At 67.5% G+C, this 17,869-nt stretch carries 17 protein-coding genes and 3 tRNA genes; 8 read left to right on the top strand and 12 right to left on the bottom strand.

Features of this window, described 5'->3' with window-relative positions:
- Positions 1-67: 67 nt before the first annotated feature.
- Entirely contained in the window at positions 68-517 is a 450-nt protein-coding gene (locus WEA29_03275) for a phosphatidylglycerophosphatase A (protein ID MEX2322778.1), read from the bottom strand.
- A gap of 129 nt (positions 518-646) precedes the next feature.
- Between WEA29_03275 and WEA29_03270 the strand changes: the two genes are divergently transcribed.
- From WEA29_03270 to WEA29_03245, 6 genes are all read left to right on the top strand, one after another.
- Entirely contained in the window at positions 647-2,569 is a 1,923-nt protein-coding gene (locus WEA29_03270) for a S9 family peptidase (GenBank protein ID MEX2322777.1), read from the top strand.
- Entirely contained in the window at positions 2,566-3,492 is a 927-nt protein-coding gene (locus tag WEA29_03265; protein MEX2322776.1) for a branched-chain amino acid transaminase, read from the top strand. The genes WEA29_03270 and WEA29_03265 overlap by 4 nt, the downstream gene beginning before the upstream one ends.
- 144 nt (positions 3,493-3,636) lie before the next feature.
- Entirely contained in the window at positions 3,637-4,137 is a 501-nt protein-coding gene (locus WEA29_03260; GenBank protein ID MEX2322775.1) for a hypothetical protein, read from the top strand.
- A 19-nt stretch (positions 4,138-4,156) separates the two neighbouring features.
- Positions 4,157-4,915 carry a fumarylacetoacetate hydrolase family protein gene (locus tag WEA29_03255; protein MEX2322774.1) on the top strand — a complete coding sequence of 253 codons (759 nt, stop codon included), beginning with the start codon at positions 4,157-4,159 and terminating at the stop codon, positions 4,913-4,915.
- Positions 4,912-6,336, top strand: coding sequence for a glutamate--tRNA ligase (gene gltX / locus WEA29_03250; GenBank protein MEX2322773.1), 1,425 nt, complete (start codon positions 4,912-4,914; stop codon positions 6,334-6,336). The genes WEA29_03255 and gltX overlap by 4 nt, the downstream gene beginning before the upstream one ends.
- A gap of 170 nt (positions 6,337-6,506) precedes the next feature.
- Positions 6,507-6,890 carry a VOC family protein gene (locus tag WEA29_03245; GenBank protein MEX2322772.1) on the top strand — a complete coding sequence of 128 codons (384 nt, stop codon included), beginning with the start codon at positions 6,507-6,509 and terminating at the stop codon, positions 6,888-6,890.
- A gap of 23 nt (positions 6,891-6,913) precedes the next feature.
- Here the strand turns inward: WEA29_03245 and WEA29_03240 are convergent.
- The 11 genes from WEA29_03240 to WEA29_03190 all read right to left on the bottom strand — a co-directional run bounded on the left by WEA29_03240 (position 6,914) and on the right by WEA29_03190 (position 15,961).
- A tRNA-Glu gene (locus tag WEA29_03240) sits at positions 6,914-6,973 on the bottom strand.
- 70 nt (positions 6,974-7,043) lie between these two features.
- Positions 7,044-7,865 (bottom strand): hypothetical protein, encoded by an 822-nt coding sequence (locus tag WEA29_03235; GenBank protein ID MEX2322771.1) that lies wholly within the window; start codon positions 7,863-7,865, stop codon positions 7,044-7,046.
- Positions 7,852-8,502, bottom strand: a complete 651-nt coding sequence (locus WEA29_03230; protein ID MEX2322770.1) for a hypothetical protein — start codon at positions 8,500-8,502, stop codon at positions 7,852-7,854. Before WEA29_03230 ends, WEA29_03235 begins: the two co-directional genes overlap by 14 nt.
- Before the next feature lie 291 nt (positions 8,503-8,793).
- Positions 8,794-8,866 (bottom strand) — tRNA-Glu (locus WEA29_03225).
- 24 nt (positions 8,867-8,890) lie between these two features.
- Positions 8,891-8,962, bottom strand: a tRNA-Gln gene (locus WEA29_03220).
- Between the two features lie 168 nt (positions 8,963-9,130).
- A complete protein-coding gene (locus WEA29_03215) occupies positions 9,131-10,903 on the bottom strand; it encodes an ABC transporter ATP-binding protein (GenBank protein ID MEX2322769.1) in 1,773 nt (590 codons plus the stop codon).
- The gene (locus WEA29_03210) at positions 10,900-12,708 is read right to left on the bottom strand and encodes an ABC transporter ATP-binding protein (protein MEX2322768.1); all 1,809 of its coding nucleotides are present in this window, start codon (positions 12,706-12,708) and stop codon (positions 10,900-10,902) included. Before WEA29_03210 ends, WEA29_03215 begins: the two co-directional genes overlap by 4 nt.
- Before the next feature lie 40 nt (positions 12,709-12,748).
- A complete protein-coding gene (locus tag WEA29_03205) occupies positions 12,749-13,477 on the bottom strand; it encodes an SDR family NAD(P)-dependent oxidoreductase (GenBank protein MEX2322767.1) in 729 nt (242 codons plus the stop codon).
- Between the two features lie 123 nt (positions 13,478-13,600).
- Positions 13,601-14,725 (bottom strand): FAD-dependent oxidoreductase, encoded by a 1,125-nt coding sequence (locus WEA29_03200; protein MEX2322766.1) that lies wholly within the window; start codon positions 14,723-14,725, stop codon positions 13,601-13,603.
- Positions 14,726-14,762: 37 nt separating this feature from the next.
- Positions 14,763-15,350, bottom strand: coding sequence for an NTP transferase domain-containing protein (locus WEA29_03195; GenBank protein MEX2322765.1), 588 nt, complete (start codon positions 15,348-15,350; stop codon positions 14,763-14,765).
- Between the two features lie 125 nt (positions 15,351-15,475).
- Positions 15,476-15,961 carry a YajQ family cyclic di-GMP-binding protein gene (locus tag WEA29_03190; GenBank protein MEX2322764.1) on the bottom strand — a complete coding sequence of 162 codons (486 nt, stop codon included), beginning with the start codon at positions 15,959-15,961 and terminating at the stop codon, positions 15,476-15,478.
- Between the two features lie 148 nt (positions 15,962-16,109).
- On the opposite strand from WEA29_03190, the gene pyk reads away from it, so the two are divergent.
- Both pyk and WEA29_03180 read left to right on the top strand, forming a co-directional pair.
- On the top strand, positions 16,110-17,519 hold the full coding sequence (pyk, locus tag WEA29_03185; protein MEX2322763.1) for a pyruvate kinase: 1,410 nt from the start codon (positions 16,110-16,112) through the stop codon (positions 17,517-17,519).
- 32 nt (positions 17,520-17,551) lie between these two features.
- Entirely contained in the window at positions 17,552-17,863 is a 312-nt protein-coding gene (locus WEA29_03180; GenBank protein MEX2322762.1) for a hypothetical protein, read from the top strand.
- Positions 17,864-17,869 lie beyond the last annotated feature (6 nt).

Below are 17,869 nucleotides of genomic sequence, written 5' to 3'. Positions count from 1 at the left end.
CGGGATCAGGTTTCGGCTTGTGGCAAGCCGAAACCTGATGAAGCCAGCGACCTATCCGCGCACCCCCTCACAGCAGAGCCGTGAGCGCCCATCCGACTGCCAGTCCGTAGAGTCCGGCGAGGGCATCGTCGGCGGTGATCCCGACCGTTCCCGGAAGCCGCTCGGCGGCGCGGACCCCCGGCAGCACCTTGACGATGTCGGCGAGTCGGGCCACCACCAGAGCGACCACCCACGGGATGCCCCCGAGTCCGATCACGGCGATGAGGGAGCCTGCCGTCTCGTCGATCGACACCCAGCCCGGATCCCCGTCGGCGAAGGGAATCGCCGCCCACAGCGCGATCGCAGTGACCGCAGCGGCAACGGCCAGCGACACCCACCATGGGACCTGGAGCCACAGGAGTAACCCGGCGATCCCGGCGCCGAGCCCGGCGCCAAAGGTGCCGGCACCCGCGTCCGAACCCCAGAGGCGCCGCGGGATCAGTCCCAGTCCGATGGAGGAGGCGATGAGGCGGCGCATCCGGTCTCCAGTAGCGAGTAGCGAGTATCGAGTATCGCGCATCGGGCGCATCTCGAGCCTTCTCGCTCCTCGCCCCTCGTCCCTCGTCCCTCGTCCCTCGTCCCTCGGAACTGGTTAGCCTCGCCGACGATGCTTCCCGACGACCTCACTCGATTCTCCACCCTGTCGGACGCGGTCCTGCACCCCGATGGTGTGCGTATCGCCTTCGCCGTGTCCCGGATGAATTTCGAGGACGACCGCTACGACCGCCTGATCTGGTTGTGGGATGGGTCCGAGTGTCGGCCGTTCACCCACGGTCCCGCCGACACCCGGCCGCGGTGGTCTCCGGACGGCTCCCACCTCGCCTTCCTGCGCGCCAGCGGCGAGCCGGGAAAGCCCGCTCAGGTCGCCGTGATGCCGGCGAGCGGCGGTGAAGCCCGAACGCTCACCGACTTCGGTCTCGGCGCCGAGGAGGCCGAGTGGTCTCCCGACGGGTCGTCGCTGGCCGCTGTCGGGGTCTCGTGGATCGAGGAACTCGCCGACCTCGACGAGGACGAACGCAAGCGCCGCTCGCGGCGCATCCAACGGCCCGGCTATCGCTTCGACACGCTGGGATGGCTCCACGATCGCCAGAGGCGGGTGTACCTGGTCGAGGTCGACTCCGGCGAGGTGTCAGCACTCACCGACGGCGACCGTGACAGCTCGGTGGTGTGGCGTCCCGACGGGGGTGCCGTCGGCTTCATGAGCCCGCGTCACGAGACGCGAATCCTGGATGCCGGATCGCAGCCGTGGGAAGTGCCGATCGGCGGCGGTGCTGCGGTCGCCCTCGCCGAGCTCGGACACTGGAACCTGCTCGCCTATAGCCCCGATGGGGTGCCTCATGTCGTGGGAATGCCGGGACTATGGGACTACCCCGCCATGGCGGGGCTGTTCCGCCTCGATACCGACGGGCCGGTCCGCCTCGCTGCCGACCTGGATAGGGCCGTGGAGGCCCCAACCGTCACCTCGACTCCGCGCGGACCCCAGTGGCTCACCGATGGCAGGGCGCGCTGTGTGATCGAGGACCGGGGCACCAACCGGGTCGTCGACATCCATCCCGACGGTACCTGGACCGACGTGCTTGGTGGGCAGCGGGTGATCTCGTCGATGACGACCCGACCGGATGGGTCGGCGATGGCTCTCGTATCGACGAGCGTGACCGACCCCGGTGAGTTGCGTTGGTGGGAGTCAGGGGAAGAGAAGACGCTGAGCGCGGTCAATGCCGATTTCCGGGACGGCGTAGCCCTGGTCGAGCCCGAGCACTTCGTCGTCGAGCACGACGGTGTCGAGATCGACGCATGGGCGTTCTTGCCGCCGGGTGATGCCCGTGTGCCGCTGTTGCTCAACATCCACGGCGGGCCCGCCACCGAGTACGGCTGGCGGTTCTTCGACGAGTTTCAGGTCTATGCCGCTGCCGGCTTCGGTGTCGTGGCGTGCAACCCGCGAGGATCGAGCGGTCGCGGCGACGATTTCGTCCGGGTGCCGGTCGGCCGGTGGGTGGAGGAGCGGCCACCGGATCTGGAGGATCTGCTGGCGGTCGCCGATGCCGCCGTCGAGCGCTTCGATCGTCTCGACCCGGATCGGCAGGGGATCATGGGTGGCTCCTACGGCGGTTTCATGACCGGGATGATCCTCGCCGTCGATCACCGCTGGAAGAGCGCCGTCCCCGAGCGCGGGGTGTATTCGTTCTCCTCGTTCGCCGGCACCTCCGACATCGGGTACTGGTTCCCCCGCATGTACATCGGCGAGCCCGACCCGGAGCGCGCCGACCTGTGGCTGGCCAGTCCGCTCGCCCGGGCCCACCGGGTCACGACGCCCTGCCTGTTGATCCACTCCGAGACGGACTTCCGCTGTCCGATCGAGCAGGCCGAGCAGTACTTCTCCGCGCTGTACGCCAACGGTGTAGAGGTCGAGATGCTGCGGGTCCCGGAGAGCAGTCATGAACTCTCGCGGTCGGGCAAGCCCAGGTATCGGAAGGAGCGGTTCGAGGCCATCGTGGACTGGCACGCGCGTCACCTAGGGTTGTCGCCATGAGCGACGGCATGCAGCCCACCAAGTTCATCTGGTCGGACGGGTCCCTGATCCCGTGGGAGGAGGCGACGGTCCACGTCCTCGCCCACGGCCTCCACTACGGCACCGGGGTCTTCGAGGGCATCCGGTGTTACGCCACCGGCGACGGCCCGGCGGTCTTTCGGCTCGGCGACCACATGGACCGCATGGTTCGGTCGGCCAAGGCGTTTCGGCTCCCGTTGGAGTGGTCGGCCGAGGAGCTGACCTCCGCGGCGAAGGAATTGGTGAGGCAGAACGAGTTAGAGGCGTGCTATCTCCGCCCGATCTCGTTCCTCGGCACCGGATCCATCGGGCTCAACCCGCGCGGGGCCACGATGCGCACCATGATCGCCTCGTGGGTGTGGGGGACGTACCTGGGCGACGAGGGAGTCGAGCGCGGGGTGCGGGTGCGGGTGTCGTCGTGGCGCCGTGTCTCGCAGGACTCGCTCATTCCCAACGCCAAGGGCACCGGTCAATACGTCACCAGCGTGCTGGCCAAGCAGGAGGCGATCATCGCCGGCTACGACGAGGCGCTCCTGCTCAACGCCCTCGGCTACGTGGTCGAAGGGTCGGGAGAGAACGTGTTCATCGTTCGAGGCGGCTCGGTGTGGACGCCTCCGATCAGCGCCGGTGTACTCGACGGGATCACCCGCGACTCGGTGATCACCCTGCTGCGCGACGCCGGCGTCGACGTCCAGGAACGACTGGTGAGCAGGGCCGACCTCTACTACGCCGACGAGGCCTTCTTCACCGGGACCGCCGCCGAAGTGACCCCGATCCGCGAGATCGACGACCGTTCGGTCGGTATCGGGGAGCCCGGCCCCATCACCAGGCAGGCCCAGGCCCTGTTCACCGAAGCCGTGACCGGAAAGCTCAGCGACTACCGCCACTGGCTCGACTTCGTCTAGCGCGATTCGCGATTCGCTCTTCGCGATTCGCAAGAACCGCCCCGTGCCTCATCCGGGGCAACGCCGCGTCCTGGTCTGCGAATTGCGAACCGCGAATTGCGAATAGCGAGCTGGCGCCTCTGGCGCCAGCTCTATCCTGCCCCCATGGGTCAACAGCCGAACGTCCCCCTTCGTATCGAACATCTGCCGCGTCGTACCGGCCATCCCTCGTATCCCGACCGCTGGTCGCCGGACCGGCCAGGCGACATGACGAGCCCGTCGGAGGTGCGGTGGGGCGGCGCCTTCGGCACGACCGGCCCCGACGCCGGATATGCCGAACGCCTGGTGGCGGCTCGGAAGACCGAAGCACTCGCAGGCGAGACCGTCGACGACGTGCGCCGCGCCGTGATGGTGCTGGCGGCGGCTCGGGCGGCGCGACTCGGGCGGGCCCCGATGCTCGACGACATCGAGGCCGGTGAGGCGGCCCTGGGTGTGGGCGCCCACAACCCGGCGTGGCGGCTGCGGTGGACCGTCGGTATGGCCCACTCTCGCCACGCCCCGCAGCGTCTCATCACCGCCACCGACCTGACCGCTCTGGCGGCTCCCGTCGAGACGATCAGGCGTCGCACCGCCGAGGCCAAGCGTGTGATCCGGACGGTGTCGTGAGCGCTGGACACTCCCGCCCATGAAGATCGTCCGCGTCCAACTCGGCGACGAGATCGCCTACGGGGCGGTCGAGGAGGAGGGCATCAGGATCCACCTGGGGACCCCGTTCGTCGCCTGGGAGCCGCAGGAGACGGTGGTTCCCTTCGAGGAGGCGCGGTTGCTGTCGCCGGTGTTCCCGACGAAGGTGGTGTGCGTCGGGCGCAACTACGCCGACCACGCCGCAGAGCGCCACGCCGAAGTGCCGATGCAGCCGATCTTGTTCCTCAAGCCCTCGACCGCAGTGATTGGGCCAGGCGCGTCGATCGTGATCCCTGCGGAGGCGACCGAGGTGCACCACGAGGCCGAACTCGCTGTCGTGATCGGCCGGGTGGCGCGCAAGGTGCGGGCGGACGACGCCTCGGCGTACATCCTGGGCTACACCGCTGCCAACGACGTGTCGGCGCGCAACCTCCAGGCGATCGACGGTCAGTGGACCCGGGCGAAGGGATTCGACACCTTCTGTCCGATCGGTCCGGCCATCGAGACCGAGGTCGATCCGGCGGGGCTCAGGATCACCTGCGCCGTCGATGGTGATCTCCGTCAGGACGGGACCACCGACGACATGGTCTTCGGGGTCGGCGAGCTCCTCGAGTTCATCTCGGGAGTCATGACCCTGCTCCCCGGCGACGTGATCCTCACCGGCACGCCAGCCGGCGTCGGCCCGATCGAGCCCGGCGATCGCGTCGAGGTCGCCATCGAACGCATCGGCGTGCTCACCAATCCGGTGGTCGCCGGATGACGGTGCGGGTCCGGTTCGCCCCCTCGCCCACCGGTCACCTGCACGTCGGCGGGGCCCGTACCGCGTTGTACAACTGGCTGTTCGCTCGGGGCAGGGACGGCGCGTTCATCCTGCGATCCGACGACACCGATCTCGCTCGCAACGACCCGCAGTACCAGGTCGATATCGTCGAGGGCCTCCGGTGGCTCGGCCTCGACTGGGATGAAGGTGTCGATGTCGGTGGCCCGCACGGCACCTATTGCCAGAGTGATCGGTTCGACCGGTACCGCGAGGTGGCTCACGCGCTGGTGTCTGCCGGCCACGCCTATTACGACCTGGCGTCGCCGGAGCAGTTACAGGAACTGCGCACCTCCGCCCAGGCGGCCAAGCGCTCACCCGTGTATCGGGGAGAGTTCCGTGGCGACTCCGACGCGGGGGCCGCTGGTGCGCCGATCCGACTCTCCATCCCGCGTCCCGGGGGCACGGTGGTCGCCGACCTCGTCAGGGGAGAGGTCCGGTTCGACCACGACGACGTCGACGACTTCGTGATCCTGCGCACCGACGGCACCCCCACCTACCACTTCGCCTCGACCGTCGACGACGTGGACTACGGCATCACCCATGTCGTGCGCGGCGAAGACATCCTCCCCTCTACGCCCAAACACATCGCCATCGCCAGGGCGATGGGAGCGGAACCGGCGGCGTACGCGCATTTGAGCCTGCTCAACGGTCCGGACGGTCAGAAGCTGTCGAAGCGTCACGGTGACACCGCCCTGCGGGCGTATCGGGAGAGCGGGTACCTGGCCGGTGCGATGCGCAACTATCTGGCCATCCTCGGGTGGTCGCCCGGAGACGATGAGGAGATCGTCGACCTGGACACGATGATCGCCCGGTTCGATCTCGCCGATGTCTCCCGCAACCCTGCCGTGTTCGACACCGCGAAGCTCGAGTGGATGAACGGCGTGTACCTACGGGCGATGGCGGTGGAGGAGCTCGGCGTCGCGGTGCTCCCGCTGGTCGAGGACGATCTGAGCCGGAGTCTCACCGCGCCCGAGCGAAAGGTGCTCGAGTCCGTGGTCCCGCTCGTTCAGGAGCGGATCAAGCACCTCACCGACGTACCCGCCCAGGTGCGCTTCCTGTTCATCGACGACCTCACCTACGACGCAGCAGCATGGGACAAGGTCATGGGGGAGGGAAGCGGTGAGGTGCTCGCCGCCGCCGCCGGTGCTCTCGCCGGAGTCGATGAATGGGCGACCGTCGCCATTGAAGAGGCACTCCGGGCCATGCTGGACGAGCAGGGCTTGAGCGCGTCGAGGGGCCTCCAGCCGTTGCGTGTCGCCCTCACCGGCTCTTCGGTGAGCCCACCCCTGTTCGAGTCGATTGAAGCCCTCGGTCGGAACCGAACCCTGGCCCGCCTGGAAGCAGCGCGGCAGCGGCTCTAGCGAGCCGCGGCTACCAGCTACCAGCTAACAGCCAGACATGTACTTGGTACTTGGTACGTGGCCGAGAGCGCACAGCCAACAGCTCACAGCCAAACCGTTCTGGCTGTGAGCTGTGGACTGTTAGCTGTGAGCTCTTCTGGCTGGTAGCCGGTCGCTGGTAGCTTCTTGTCATGGCTCGCATGGACGCGTTTGGTCTGGTTGTTGCCGATATGGCGGCGACGCTTGCCTTCTATCGCCGCTTGGGCGTGGACATTCTCGAGGGGGCGGAGTCGGAGGGTCACGTCGAGGCAACGGTCGGCGGGCTGCGCATGATGTTCGACACGGTTGAGGTCGTGCAGTCGTTTTCGGCGTGGGAGCCACCGTCCGGAGGGCACCGGATCGCCCTGGCGTTCCTGTGCGATAGCCCCACCGATGTGGATGCCACTTATGCCGACATGGTCGGTGCCGGGCATCGAGGATCCCTGGAGCCGTTCGATGCCTTCTGGGGCCAGCGGTACGCCACGCTGCTGGATCCCGACGGCAATCCGGTGGACTTGTTCGCACCGCTGGATTGAGGGCGCGCGCGGCGATGTCGTAGCCCCGACCGGATTCGAACCGGCGCTACCGGCTTGAGAGGCCGGTGCCGGGGCCTTCGGCTGTCGTTCACGTCTTCAGGCGACGAGGGCGGGCGGAAGAATCCGATCCAGCTGCTCGGCGGCCTTCCTGGACTACGGAGCTGGCATCGATCGGATCAGATCAACGATCTCAGAGATCGGCCTGTCCGATATCACGTCGGCAAGGGGGTCATCAGCGGGATCGCGCATCGGATTTACTGTCGTACGCCGGTCGCCAACCAAGATCGACTGCGAGTTCACAAAGTCGTACTTACCGACACGGAAGGCCTCCCACGCGGTCAGGGTGGCGCGGTAGTAGTCCCGGTGATCGGGGGCGATGTCTGCTGGATCGACTTGGTGGTAGTAGCGGTTATCCCCGGGCGCCCGGAGAAAGAGCAACACCGGCGCATCCGGGAACTCTTCAGCGGGTCGGCGGTCAACGATCACGGTGACCCTGTCACCCGCACGCGGTTCAGTGACCCCGTGCAGATGCGCTCGTGATCGCACGACCTCCTTGAGTTCTACGATCACGGTGAACGACGACACCGTCTCGTTGTTGTCAGGGTCGCCACCTAGGCTGATCGACGGACCCACACCGACCGGAACTCCAACCGCAACAATTGTCGCCGAGGCCGCGAGATCCTCGACGGTACGGAACAGTGGAATCTCGAATCCGGCGATCCGGAGGCCGCGCCAGAACCGTTCGGACTCAGACACATCCGCGGGCCACTCGTACAGGGGCGAGCCCTCGTCCGTCCATTCGTTGCCCGGCTCGCCGGCTGTCCCGGTCGTCGGGCGCCCTCCGAGCGACGAGTCGACGTACGGCTCCCGGGCGATCGCTGTCGATGGCAGCGTCGCATCGGTCGAGGCGCAGGCCCCGAGCGTGGTCAGGAACAGCGCGGCGGCGACCAGGGAGAGAGCTCTAGTACCTCGCATTGATGTGAGACCTGTCGTGATTGTTCAGATAGGGGGCATGCCCCGAGTCATAGCCCGTCAACGGTATCCCCGTGTACTCGTAGTTCATACATGTCCAGTCGTTGCCCGTGTGCCGAAGACCCACAGTGTGACCAAGCTCGTGACATGCGACGTAGGCGGAGAAGTCGTCGAGAGGCAAACCTGGCTCGGTTCCGCCAGGGCTGATATCCACATATCCCTGATCTGCAGCCGCCTCCACCGCAGACCAATTGAATCTGATGATCTGACCGCGACACCAGCGGGTCGTGGCCGCCCCCTGGGTGTAGTAGCCGATACCGGTGTTGGAGGCCGGACAGTCGACCCACGCAATTGCACTTCGGTTCACCCACGTCCAATCCCAAAACCAAGCATCGGGGTAGTTGTCTGTCGTAGTCCAGTAGGCAACAAGGTCGGTGGGGTCGTAGTCCCCAGCAAGCGAATCCATGACAGCATCGTCGATGCCAGGCCACTGGTTCCCGAACGCGGAGGGGCGTCCGGCAAACCACTTGTTGTTCTGCAGCGAGACACATCCCGTGAACTCGTCGCTAGTCCCCGACTCATACCCACAGCCCGTGGTCGCCCCCACGTTTGTGGCCTCGGCTGACGGAGCGACTAGCACCGCACCCACCGTCGCGAGAATCAGCCAGCCATAGAGCGATGGGACCATCCAACGACGCAGCCCTCTAAAAAGACGGTGGTGACCTCGGTCACCGGGTGCGTTCATCGGCAAGACCTTCCACGATAATACTGCCACGGTATAGCAGCCCTCTCCAGGACTTGGCAACCGTCACGGTGGATCGCTCGCGAGTTCGCGGGACCGCCCGATCTCGGGATACGCGGCGGCCACCGCGAGACCGAGGCCCTACCGACGCGGCGAAACCCCCTCCAGGCTGGGGGTTTCGCTCTGTTGTAGCCCCGACCGGATTCGAACCGGCGCTACCGGCTTGAGAGGCCGGCGTCCTAGGCCGCTAGACGACGGGGCCGAGTGCGGAATCGCTTCCGCCTCGCTCGGGGGGGAGGACTCGAACCCCCAATAACAGGGCCAGAACCTGTCGTGTTGCCGATTACACCACCCCCGAAGGCCTGACGATGTTACCCGATGCCGGAGAGCTGCCTCCGGCAGCGCCGGCTACCGGCTACCGGCTAACAGCTAACAGCTAACAGCCGAACCGTTCTGGCTGGTAGCTGGTAGCTGGTGGCTCTTCTGGCCATGAGCTATGAGCCCTAAGCCACGAGCTCTGAGTGGCTTAACTCTTCGTTGCTCCCTGCCAGTCGATATGGAGGTCGGCGTACACCCCGCCCAACGCCACCAGCTCGCGGTGACTTCCAGTCTCTACGAGGCGACCGTCGTCGAACACGAGCACGCTGTCGGCGGCCTCGGCCGTCGACAGCCGGTGGGCGACGGTGATGCTGGTACGGCCTTCGGTCAGGCGTTCCATGGCGCGCCGCAGGCCGACCTCCAGGGCAGGATCGACCGCTGACGTCGCCTCGTCGAGCACGAGCAGGTCGGGGTCGGCGACCCAGGCGCGGACCAGGGCGACCAGCTGGCGCTCGCCGGAGGACAGCGAATTCCCGCGTTCGCCCACCTGGGTGTCGAGCCCGTCCGGCATCTGATCGAGCCACTCCCCGAGCTCCAACTGGAGGAAGGCGGCGCGCACCTCGGGGTCGGTCATCTCCGGGCGTCCGTATCGGACGTTGTCGGCGACCGTCCCCTCGAACAGGAATCCTTCCTGAGGCACGAAGGCGACGCGTCGCCGCAGATCGCGAAACGGGACCGTGTCGACCGGAACGCCCCCGACCAGCACCCGGCCCTCGGTCGGGTCGAGGAGTCGAACCACGAGCTTGGCGAAGGTGGTCTTACCGGATCCGGTCTCGCCCACGACGGCAACCCGGAGACCGGAGGAGATGTGGGCGTCGATGCCCATGAGGACGTCGCCGCCGGTCGGATATCTGAATCGGACGCCCTCGAAGCGCACGTCGAGACCCCCGTCGGGCAGAGGCGTTCCGTCGACCGGGTCGGGTATGTCCACCGGTACGTCGATGACGCCGAGGACCTTGCGCAGGCCAGCCGCGGCAGACAGGGCCGTGTTGAGCACCTCGACGAGCATCTGCACCGGCTCGACGAACAGGTTGACGAGGAACAGGAAGGCGACCAGCGTCCCCAGGGTGACCCCACCGTCGACACCGATGATGACACCGGCGGCGATGACGATGGCGGTGATGATGCCGGCGAACAGCTCGGCACTGGAGAACAGTGTCGCACTGAACCGATAGGTCTTGAATTCGGCGCGGAACTGCTCGTCCACCTTCTCGTGGACCCGCTCGCTGAGCAGCGGCTCCATTCCGTATGCCCGGACCACCTCGATGCCCGAGATCGCCTCGCTGATCGCCGACATCGAGTCGGCCACCCGCTCCCGCACCCGGTCGTAGGCCCGCTGCAGGATCCGCTGGAACCAGATGAGCATCGCCGCGTAGACGATCACTGCGATGACGACCATTAGCGCCAGCTGCCACCGGTACACCAGCATGACGGCGACTGCCAGGATCACCTGCGAGCCCCCGATGATCATCCCCAGGCCACCCCACTCCATGAACTCCTGCATCGTGTCGACGTCCGACGTGACCCGGGCGACTAGTGCCCCCTTTCGCTCCGACTGGAGGTGGACCACCGACAGCCGATGGAGGTGCGAGAAGGTGGTGAGGCGGAGATCGGCGAGACCGGTGGCCGACGAGACGGTCAGACGAACCAGGGCGGCGCGCTGGGCGAGGAGGGAAGCCACCATGAACACCAGTGCGATGCCGCCGTACCGCAGCGCGAGGTCCACGTCGGCGCCGCCCTCGGTGAGGATGGCTCGGTCGAGGATCTGCTGGATGAGGATCGGTACCGCCACCTGCAGACCGGTACCGAATATGGCGAGCAGCAGGGTTCCTGCCATGCCCGACCTCAGCGCTGGCGCCACCCGGAAAGCCCGCCGCAGCACTTTGCTCCCGGTGTATTCGGCGACGTCCGGGGTGTTCATCCGCTCACCTCTCCGCGTTCCGCCGAGCGTCGGGCCGCATCCTCCTCGTAGGCGACGAGGAGCCGTGAATACCCGGGCGACCTCCGGAGCAGCTCGTCGTGGGGTCCATGGTCCGAGATTCGGCCGTCCTCGACGTACACGACCTCGTCGGCGAGGGTGATGCTGGACCGCCGGTAGGCGACTATCACCACCGTGGCCGGGAGTTCGGCGCGCCGGAGGCCCCGCAGGATCTCTACCTCCACCGAGGGGTCCACGGCCGAGGTGGCGTCGTCGAGTACCAGCAATCGCGGCCGACGCACCAGGGCGCGGGCGAGGGAGATGCGCTGCCGCTGCCCGCCAGAGAGGCTCAGGCCGCGCTCTCCGATGCGCGTCTCCCTGCCGTCGGGGAGGGCGGTCACGAACTCGGTTGCCCCGGCGAGCCGGAGTGCCTCGACCACCTCGTCGTCGCCCACCGGAAGACCCAGCGTGATGTTGCCGTCGACAGTGTCGTCGAAGAGGAACCCGTCCTGGGCGACCAAGGCCACCTCCGAAGCGAGCTCGGTCCTGGCGAAGGATCGCAGGTCGCGTCGATCGAGGTGGATCGCGCCACTGTCGGGATCCCAGAGTCGAACCATCAGCTTGGCGATAGTCGACTTGCCGGAGCCGGTTGCCCCCACGATGGCCACGGTTCTACCGGGTGTGATCTCGAGGTCGACGGCGGTGAGGACCCGCGTCCCGGGTACGTACGAGAACGAGACGTCGTCGGCATCTACCGCACCGCCGGTTGGGTCGTCGACGGCCGACCGGGTGCCGTGCCTGACGAAGTCGTCGGCGTCGAGGATGCGCTGAACCCGTTCCCACGAGGCCGTGCTCTGTGCCGCCGCCCAGAGGACGAACCCGATGAGCCGCATCGGGATGGTGAGCAGGGAGACCAGGTAGGCGACGGTCACCAATTCGCCGGTGGTGAGCGCTCCCTGGTCGATGCGAATGACCCCGACGACGAGAGCGACCACGACACACATCGCGGGGAGCGACTCGGTGACTGCCCGGAACGAGGCGAAAAGGCGCCCGACCGAAATCTGGGCCTCACGGAGCTGGTGAACGGCGACGGCGAGCCGGTGGATCTCTTCGGACTCCCTCCCGAGCGCCCGGACCGTCAGGGCGCCGTCGAGGCTTTCGTGAGCGATCCGACCGACCGCCCCCTTCGCTTCTTGAACGGCTTCGAACCGGTGGAAGGTGATCCACCCGCCGACGATGTCGACGGCGATCACGAGGCCGAGGAACAAGACGGCGACGAGCCCGAGCAGCGGGTCGATCATGGTGATGATGGCCCCGGATGCGAGGAAGAGGAGGGTCGAGCCGGTGGCGTAGGGAAGCGGCCCCAGGACCCAGGTGCCCTGGAGCGTGTCGGCCTCGCTCACCGCGAGCAGGTCGCCGGTGGAGCGGTCTTCGTACCAGGCGAGATCGAGGGCGAGCTGGTGGTCGATGAGGTTGGCCCGCACGTCGGCGCGGGTGCGGTACTGGACCCAGGTGGCACCGGCACGCCTGACCACGGTTCCGATTGCCTTCCATAGGGCGACGCCCGCCACGGCGAGGATCGCACCGAGCAGCCGATTCCCCCGCGCTTCGCCTTTCCCGAGGACGGGCAGGAGGACGGTGTCGGTCACCCATCCGATGACCATCGCCGATGCGACGATCGAGGCGGCGAACAGGGCAGCGCCGGCGACGGCGAGGAAGAACGCCACGGGATGGGCGCGCACGAACCCGGCGACGAGGCGGCGCCCATCGCCCACGACCTTGCGCAGGGTGAGTTTGGTGTCGGTCACGATCTCCTAGCGACGCGGCTGGTTGCCGCCGCGCGGCCCCTTACGACTTGCCGTACACCGGGACCATGGCACCGCTGACGACGCTCGCCTCGGGAGAGGCGAGGAATTCGATCACGGCAGCGATCTCGTTGGGCGTCGGCCAGTCGACGTAGTTGGCGAACGGGACCAACTTCCTGAAGGCAGGCGTGTCGATCAGGGCGGGGAGGACGACGTTGGCGGTGATGTTGCTGTCGTTGACTTCCTCGGCGATGGTCCGCGCCAGGGCGATCACCCCCGCCTTGGCGACGTTGTACATTGCCTGTCCGCCGGGCGGGTCGAGCGCCGCACGACTCCCCACCATGACGATGCGGCCCCATTCGGCTCGACGGAGCACCGGGAGGGTCGCCCGTGCCGCGTTGAAGGAGGTGCGCAGGTTGATGTCGATCATCCGCTCGAAACGGACGTCGTCGGTGTCTTCGACATCGCTCCCTCCGGCCCAGCCGCCTACAAGTGCGATGAGGGCATTGATGCCGCCGAATGTCTCCTCGACCGACTCGACGAACTCACCGACCGCGTCGCCATCGGTGCAGTCGACCCGGGTGAGCAGGAGGCGATCCTCGGGCAGCTCGAGCATTTCCTCGATCGCGTCGGCCTCGTCTGGGATCAGGTAGGTGATGGCCAGGCGGTGGCCGGTGGCGGCGAGGCGTCGGGCCACCTCGCGGCCCAGCCCACCGGTTCCCCCGGTGATGACGGCAACGGCGTTCTCTCGGCTCTGGGGAGGCGTGGTCACGAGGGTGGATGGTAATAGGCGACGGGCCTTCGGCCCGCCGCGGCTACCGGCTACCGGCAGGCCGTCACCCGTCGCCCGTCACCCATCTTCTCTGGCTGGTAGCTGGTAGCTGGTGGCCGGTAGCTACGCGCTGCGAAGCTCCTTCACCTCTATCCCCACCTGCTCTAGTTCAGGAAGCAGGAGGTCGGGACCCACTGTCTCGTCCATGGTGCGGACGCCAGGGTCCGATACGGTGCCGGTGAGGATCAGGTGGGCAAGCGCCGTCGTCGGGAAGGCGGTGGTGCGAGACAGTGCGGTGAAGGTGTCGTCGTTACGGTCCTCGACCTCGTATCCGACGGTTCGACGGAGGCCGCCTCGGGTAGCCGTCGCCCATACCCGGACGAGGACGAGATCTGGTCCGCCGGCTGGGAGGTTGGCGCGTAGCGCTTCGAGCAGGACCGCTCTTGGCGCAGTACCGGTCCCGGGCTGCGGTGTCTCATCGAAGAGACCGATCTCCAGCATGGTGCGAAACGGATGGCCGTGGCCGGGGAATCGGAGGGTCTTGTAGTCCAACTCGGCGACCCGGCCCTCCCACATCCGGGTCAGCGAGGACGACCCGCCAGCAGTGTGGAACGCCTCCAAAGGACCCCACGACTCCCATTCGACCGTCTCGATCCCAGTGAGGGGCTCGACGGTGGCGTAGCGGCCGCCGGTGAGGATCTCACACGGTTCGGCGTACTCGTTGATCAATCCTGCCGGGTTGAACGCCAGCTGGTAGCGGAGCGCCCCGGTGGGCGCGGCGGGGAGCGCTCCGACCCGCAGCCTCACCTCGTCGATCGGACCGTCACCGAGAGCTTCGACGGCGCCGACCGCGAGCACGTTGGCGAAGCCTGGGGCGAGCCCGCAGTCGGGTACGGCGACGACTCCGGCGTCGACCGCTCGGGCGTGCTGGGCCTTCTGTCGGGCGACCACGGTCGGGTTGCCGCCCAGGTCGAGGTAGTGGCAGCCGGCACTGATGGCGGCGTCGAGCATGCGCTCACCGAAGGCGTAGGGCACACACGACACCACCAGTCGGGTGGTGTCGAGCGTCCTGATCAGGCTCTCGGCGGTGACGTCGACGGTGTCGGGCCGGGCACCCGAGGTCGCCGCCGCACGTCGCGCCGCGTCGGGATCCGCGTCGGCCACGATCACCTCGTACCCCCGCCGGACCAGGTCCCACGCCGCCGCGGTGCCCACGATTCCCCCGCCAAGAACGGTGATACCGGTCATCGTCGGCGGACAGTAGTGACCGCGGCCGGGGTGGGTGCTACCGCAGGTACTCGCCGAGCCATGAACCGGCCGGCAGCCCCGCTGCCGCCTCCAGGTCACCGATGGTGTCGAGCTCGATCGTCAGCCCGGCGGTGACGATCACCACCGGCGAGCGGGCGGCGAGCGCAGCCAGGTGGCGCACGAAGCTCCCCGGGCCGTACGAGAACTGCATCGCTCCGGAGCCGCCCAGAGCATTGGTCCCCCCGTCCCGGCTCGGCGCGATCACGCTGCGCCCGGCGAGGAGGTGGTGTCTCACCAGCGCGAGGTCGTTCGCACTCACCAGCGGGAGGTCGCCGTGGACCACACACCAGAGATTCCCCGAGTCTGCGATGGCAGCGGCGGCCCCATCGAGTCCACCGCCGGGTGGTTCGGTGAGGACGTCCACTCCGTGGCGGCGTGCCCAACGGCGAACGGCCTCGGAGGGTGTCGCGATCGCAACGGTGAAGCCGGCGTCTCGACCAGCGGCGAGGAGGCGCTCGGCGGTGGCACGGGCCAACGAGGCGCGGCGGTCGCCGGAGAGGCGACCGCTCAGACGACCTTTTGCCGTGTCGAATCCCTTGAGCGGGATGCCGAGGACCGTGCGCATGTCCCGGCGGAGGCTAGGGAGCCTCGACCGCCAGTTCGCTGGATTCGACGTCGGCATGGTGCAGGTCGAGGTCCTGACTGGCCGGGGACCCGGTCAGAGATCGGCCCGGGCCCCGCCGAGTCGAGTCAGTCCCGGTAGTTGACGTATTGCAGCGGCAGTCGGTAGTCGAGCCCGCGCAGACCCTCGATGACGGCCTGCAGGTCGTCTCGCTTCTTGCCGGTGACCCTGACCAGGTCACCCTGGATCTGCGCCTGGACCTTGGTCCCGAGGTCTCGGATCGCCTTGCCGATCTCCCGGGCAGCCTCGCTGTCGAGGCCCGTGGTGAGCGTGAACACCGCCTTCGACCTCCCCCCGCCGGATGGCTGTGGAACGCCGCCGGAGATCACCTTGAGGGAGACCTTTCGCCTCACCAATTTCTCCTTGAGCACGTCGATCGCTGCCTTGACCCGATCATCGGTCGACGACTCGACGGTGATGGAGGTTTCGGTGAGGTCGTAGTGGGTGTCGGTGCCCTTGAAGTCGTAACGGGTCGTCGTCTCCCGGCTCGCCTGGTCCACGGCGTTGCGGACTTCTTGCAGGTCGACCTTGGACACGACGTCGAAGGAGGGCATAGGGAGACGTTACCCGTTGGGTCTGAACGCTGAACGCTCAACGCTCAACGCTCAACGCCAAACCCGTCTTGCGTTGAGCGTTGAGCGTTGAGCGTTGGCCCTTCCGAAGAGCTACGGCAAAGTCTGGAGGCCACCTAACCTCACCGGGGTGCACCGTAAGACGAAGATCGTGGCGACGCTCGGGCCTGCCTCATCCGATGCGGGGACGATTTCAAAGATGGTCGGGGCCGGGCTCGATGTGGCTCGGTTCAACTTCTCGCATGGCGAGCACGGGGAGTACCGCCGCATGCTCGAGTCGGTGCGTGCCGCCGCCGACGAGCACGGGCGGGCGGTGGCGGTGCTCCAGGACATCCAGGGACCGAAGATCAGGGTCGGCACCTTCCCCGGTGGCTCCGTCGAGCTGCGGGCCGGCAGCCGCATCGCGCTGCGCGATGGACAGGGGGAGGGTTCGAACGCAGAGATCTTCGTGCGTCACCTGGCCGGTCTGGCTCCGTCGCCGGGGGACCGGGTCCTCCTCAGTGACGGGCTGATCATCCTCTCGGTGATCGACGGCGATGACACCGGCTGGGAGGCCGAGGTGGTGGAAGGTGGTGTGCTCGGCGACCACAAGGGGGTGGCGGTCCCCGGCATCGACGTCCAGCTACCGGTGGTGACCGAAAAGGACGCCGTCGACCTGGCCTTCGGGGTGTCGATAGGCGTCGACATGGTCGCCGCCTCCTTCGTGACCAGCGCCGCCGACGTCGAACGGGTCCGGGAGCTCGCCGGGGACGTTCCGGTCATCGCCAAGGTCGAACGAGCCAGCGCCTACGCCAACCTTGCCGAGATCGCCGCCGCCGCCGATGGGGTGATGGTGGCGCGGGGTGACCTCGGGGTCGAGCTCGGCTTCGAGCCGCTCCCGCGTATCCAGAAGGACATCATCCTGCGGGTGGCTGCCGCCGGAGGTATCTCGATCACCGCCACGGAGATGCTCGAGTCGATGACCGTCTCACCGCGGCCGACCAGGGCCGAGGTCACCGACGTCGCCAACGCCGTTCTCGACGGCACCGACGCGGTGATGCTCTCCGCCGAGACCGCGATCGGCAAGTACCCGGTCCGGGTGATCGAGGTCATGGGTGCGATCTGCCGTGAGGCCGAGGCGAGTCCGGGGTATCCGGCGTCGTCGGTGACGAAGGTCTTGGAGGGATCACAGCCGTTCCCGGCAGCGATCGCCGGTGCCCTCGCCGATGTCGCTGCCGCGCTGCGGCTGCAGACGGTCGTCGCCTTCACCGAGAGCGGGGCGACGGCGCTCCTGGTCTCACGGCGGCGGCCCAATGCCCGCATCGTCGCCTTCACTCCCAATACCCAGATCAGGAATCGGCTGGCGCTCGCCTGGGGGGTGACCCCGCTGATGATCGACCGCTTCGCGTCGACGGACGAGATGATCGCCGAAGCCGAGCGGCGACTTCTCGAGTTGGGTGTGGTCACCCCCGGTGAGTCCCTGGCCATGATCGCCGGGATACCCCCGAACCAGCGGGCGTCGACCAATCTGCTCAAGCTCCACGTGGTGGGACAGACCTGACCGGGCGTGTGAGCGATCTAGAGTCGTTGCCCATGGGTCAGCAGATCGAGATCGTCACCTCGACCGTGGCCGGCGACGTCCTCGTCGTCGACACCGATCGCAGCATCACCGGGCAGGACGGTACGACGTTCGAGTCGGCCGCAGATGCCAACGCCGGGGACGATATCCCCGCCCGCCTAGCCGCTCGCCTGTTCGACGCCATCGACGACACGGCTCACGTGTTCGTGGCGTCCAACACCGTCGTCGTGAGCCGTGCCGGCGTCTGGGATGCGGCAACCGTCGCCGCAGCGGAGGATGTGATCTCCCGCTTTTTCGTGTTCTACGGCGACGAGTCCCCGGTCTAGACCTCG

Source organism: Acidimicrobiia bacterium (assembly GCA_040902765.1).
GTDB lineage: Bacteria > Actinomycetota > Acidimicrobiia > Spongiisociales > UBA11373 > DATKBG01.
This window is presented reverse-complemented; position numbering and strand designations above follow the sequence as displayed.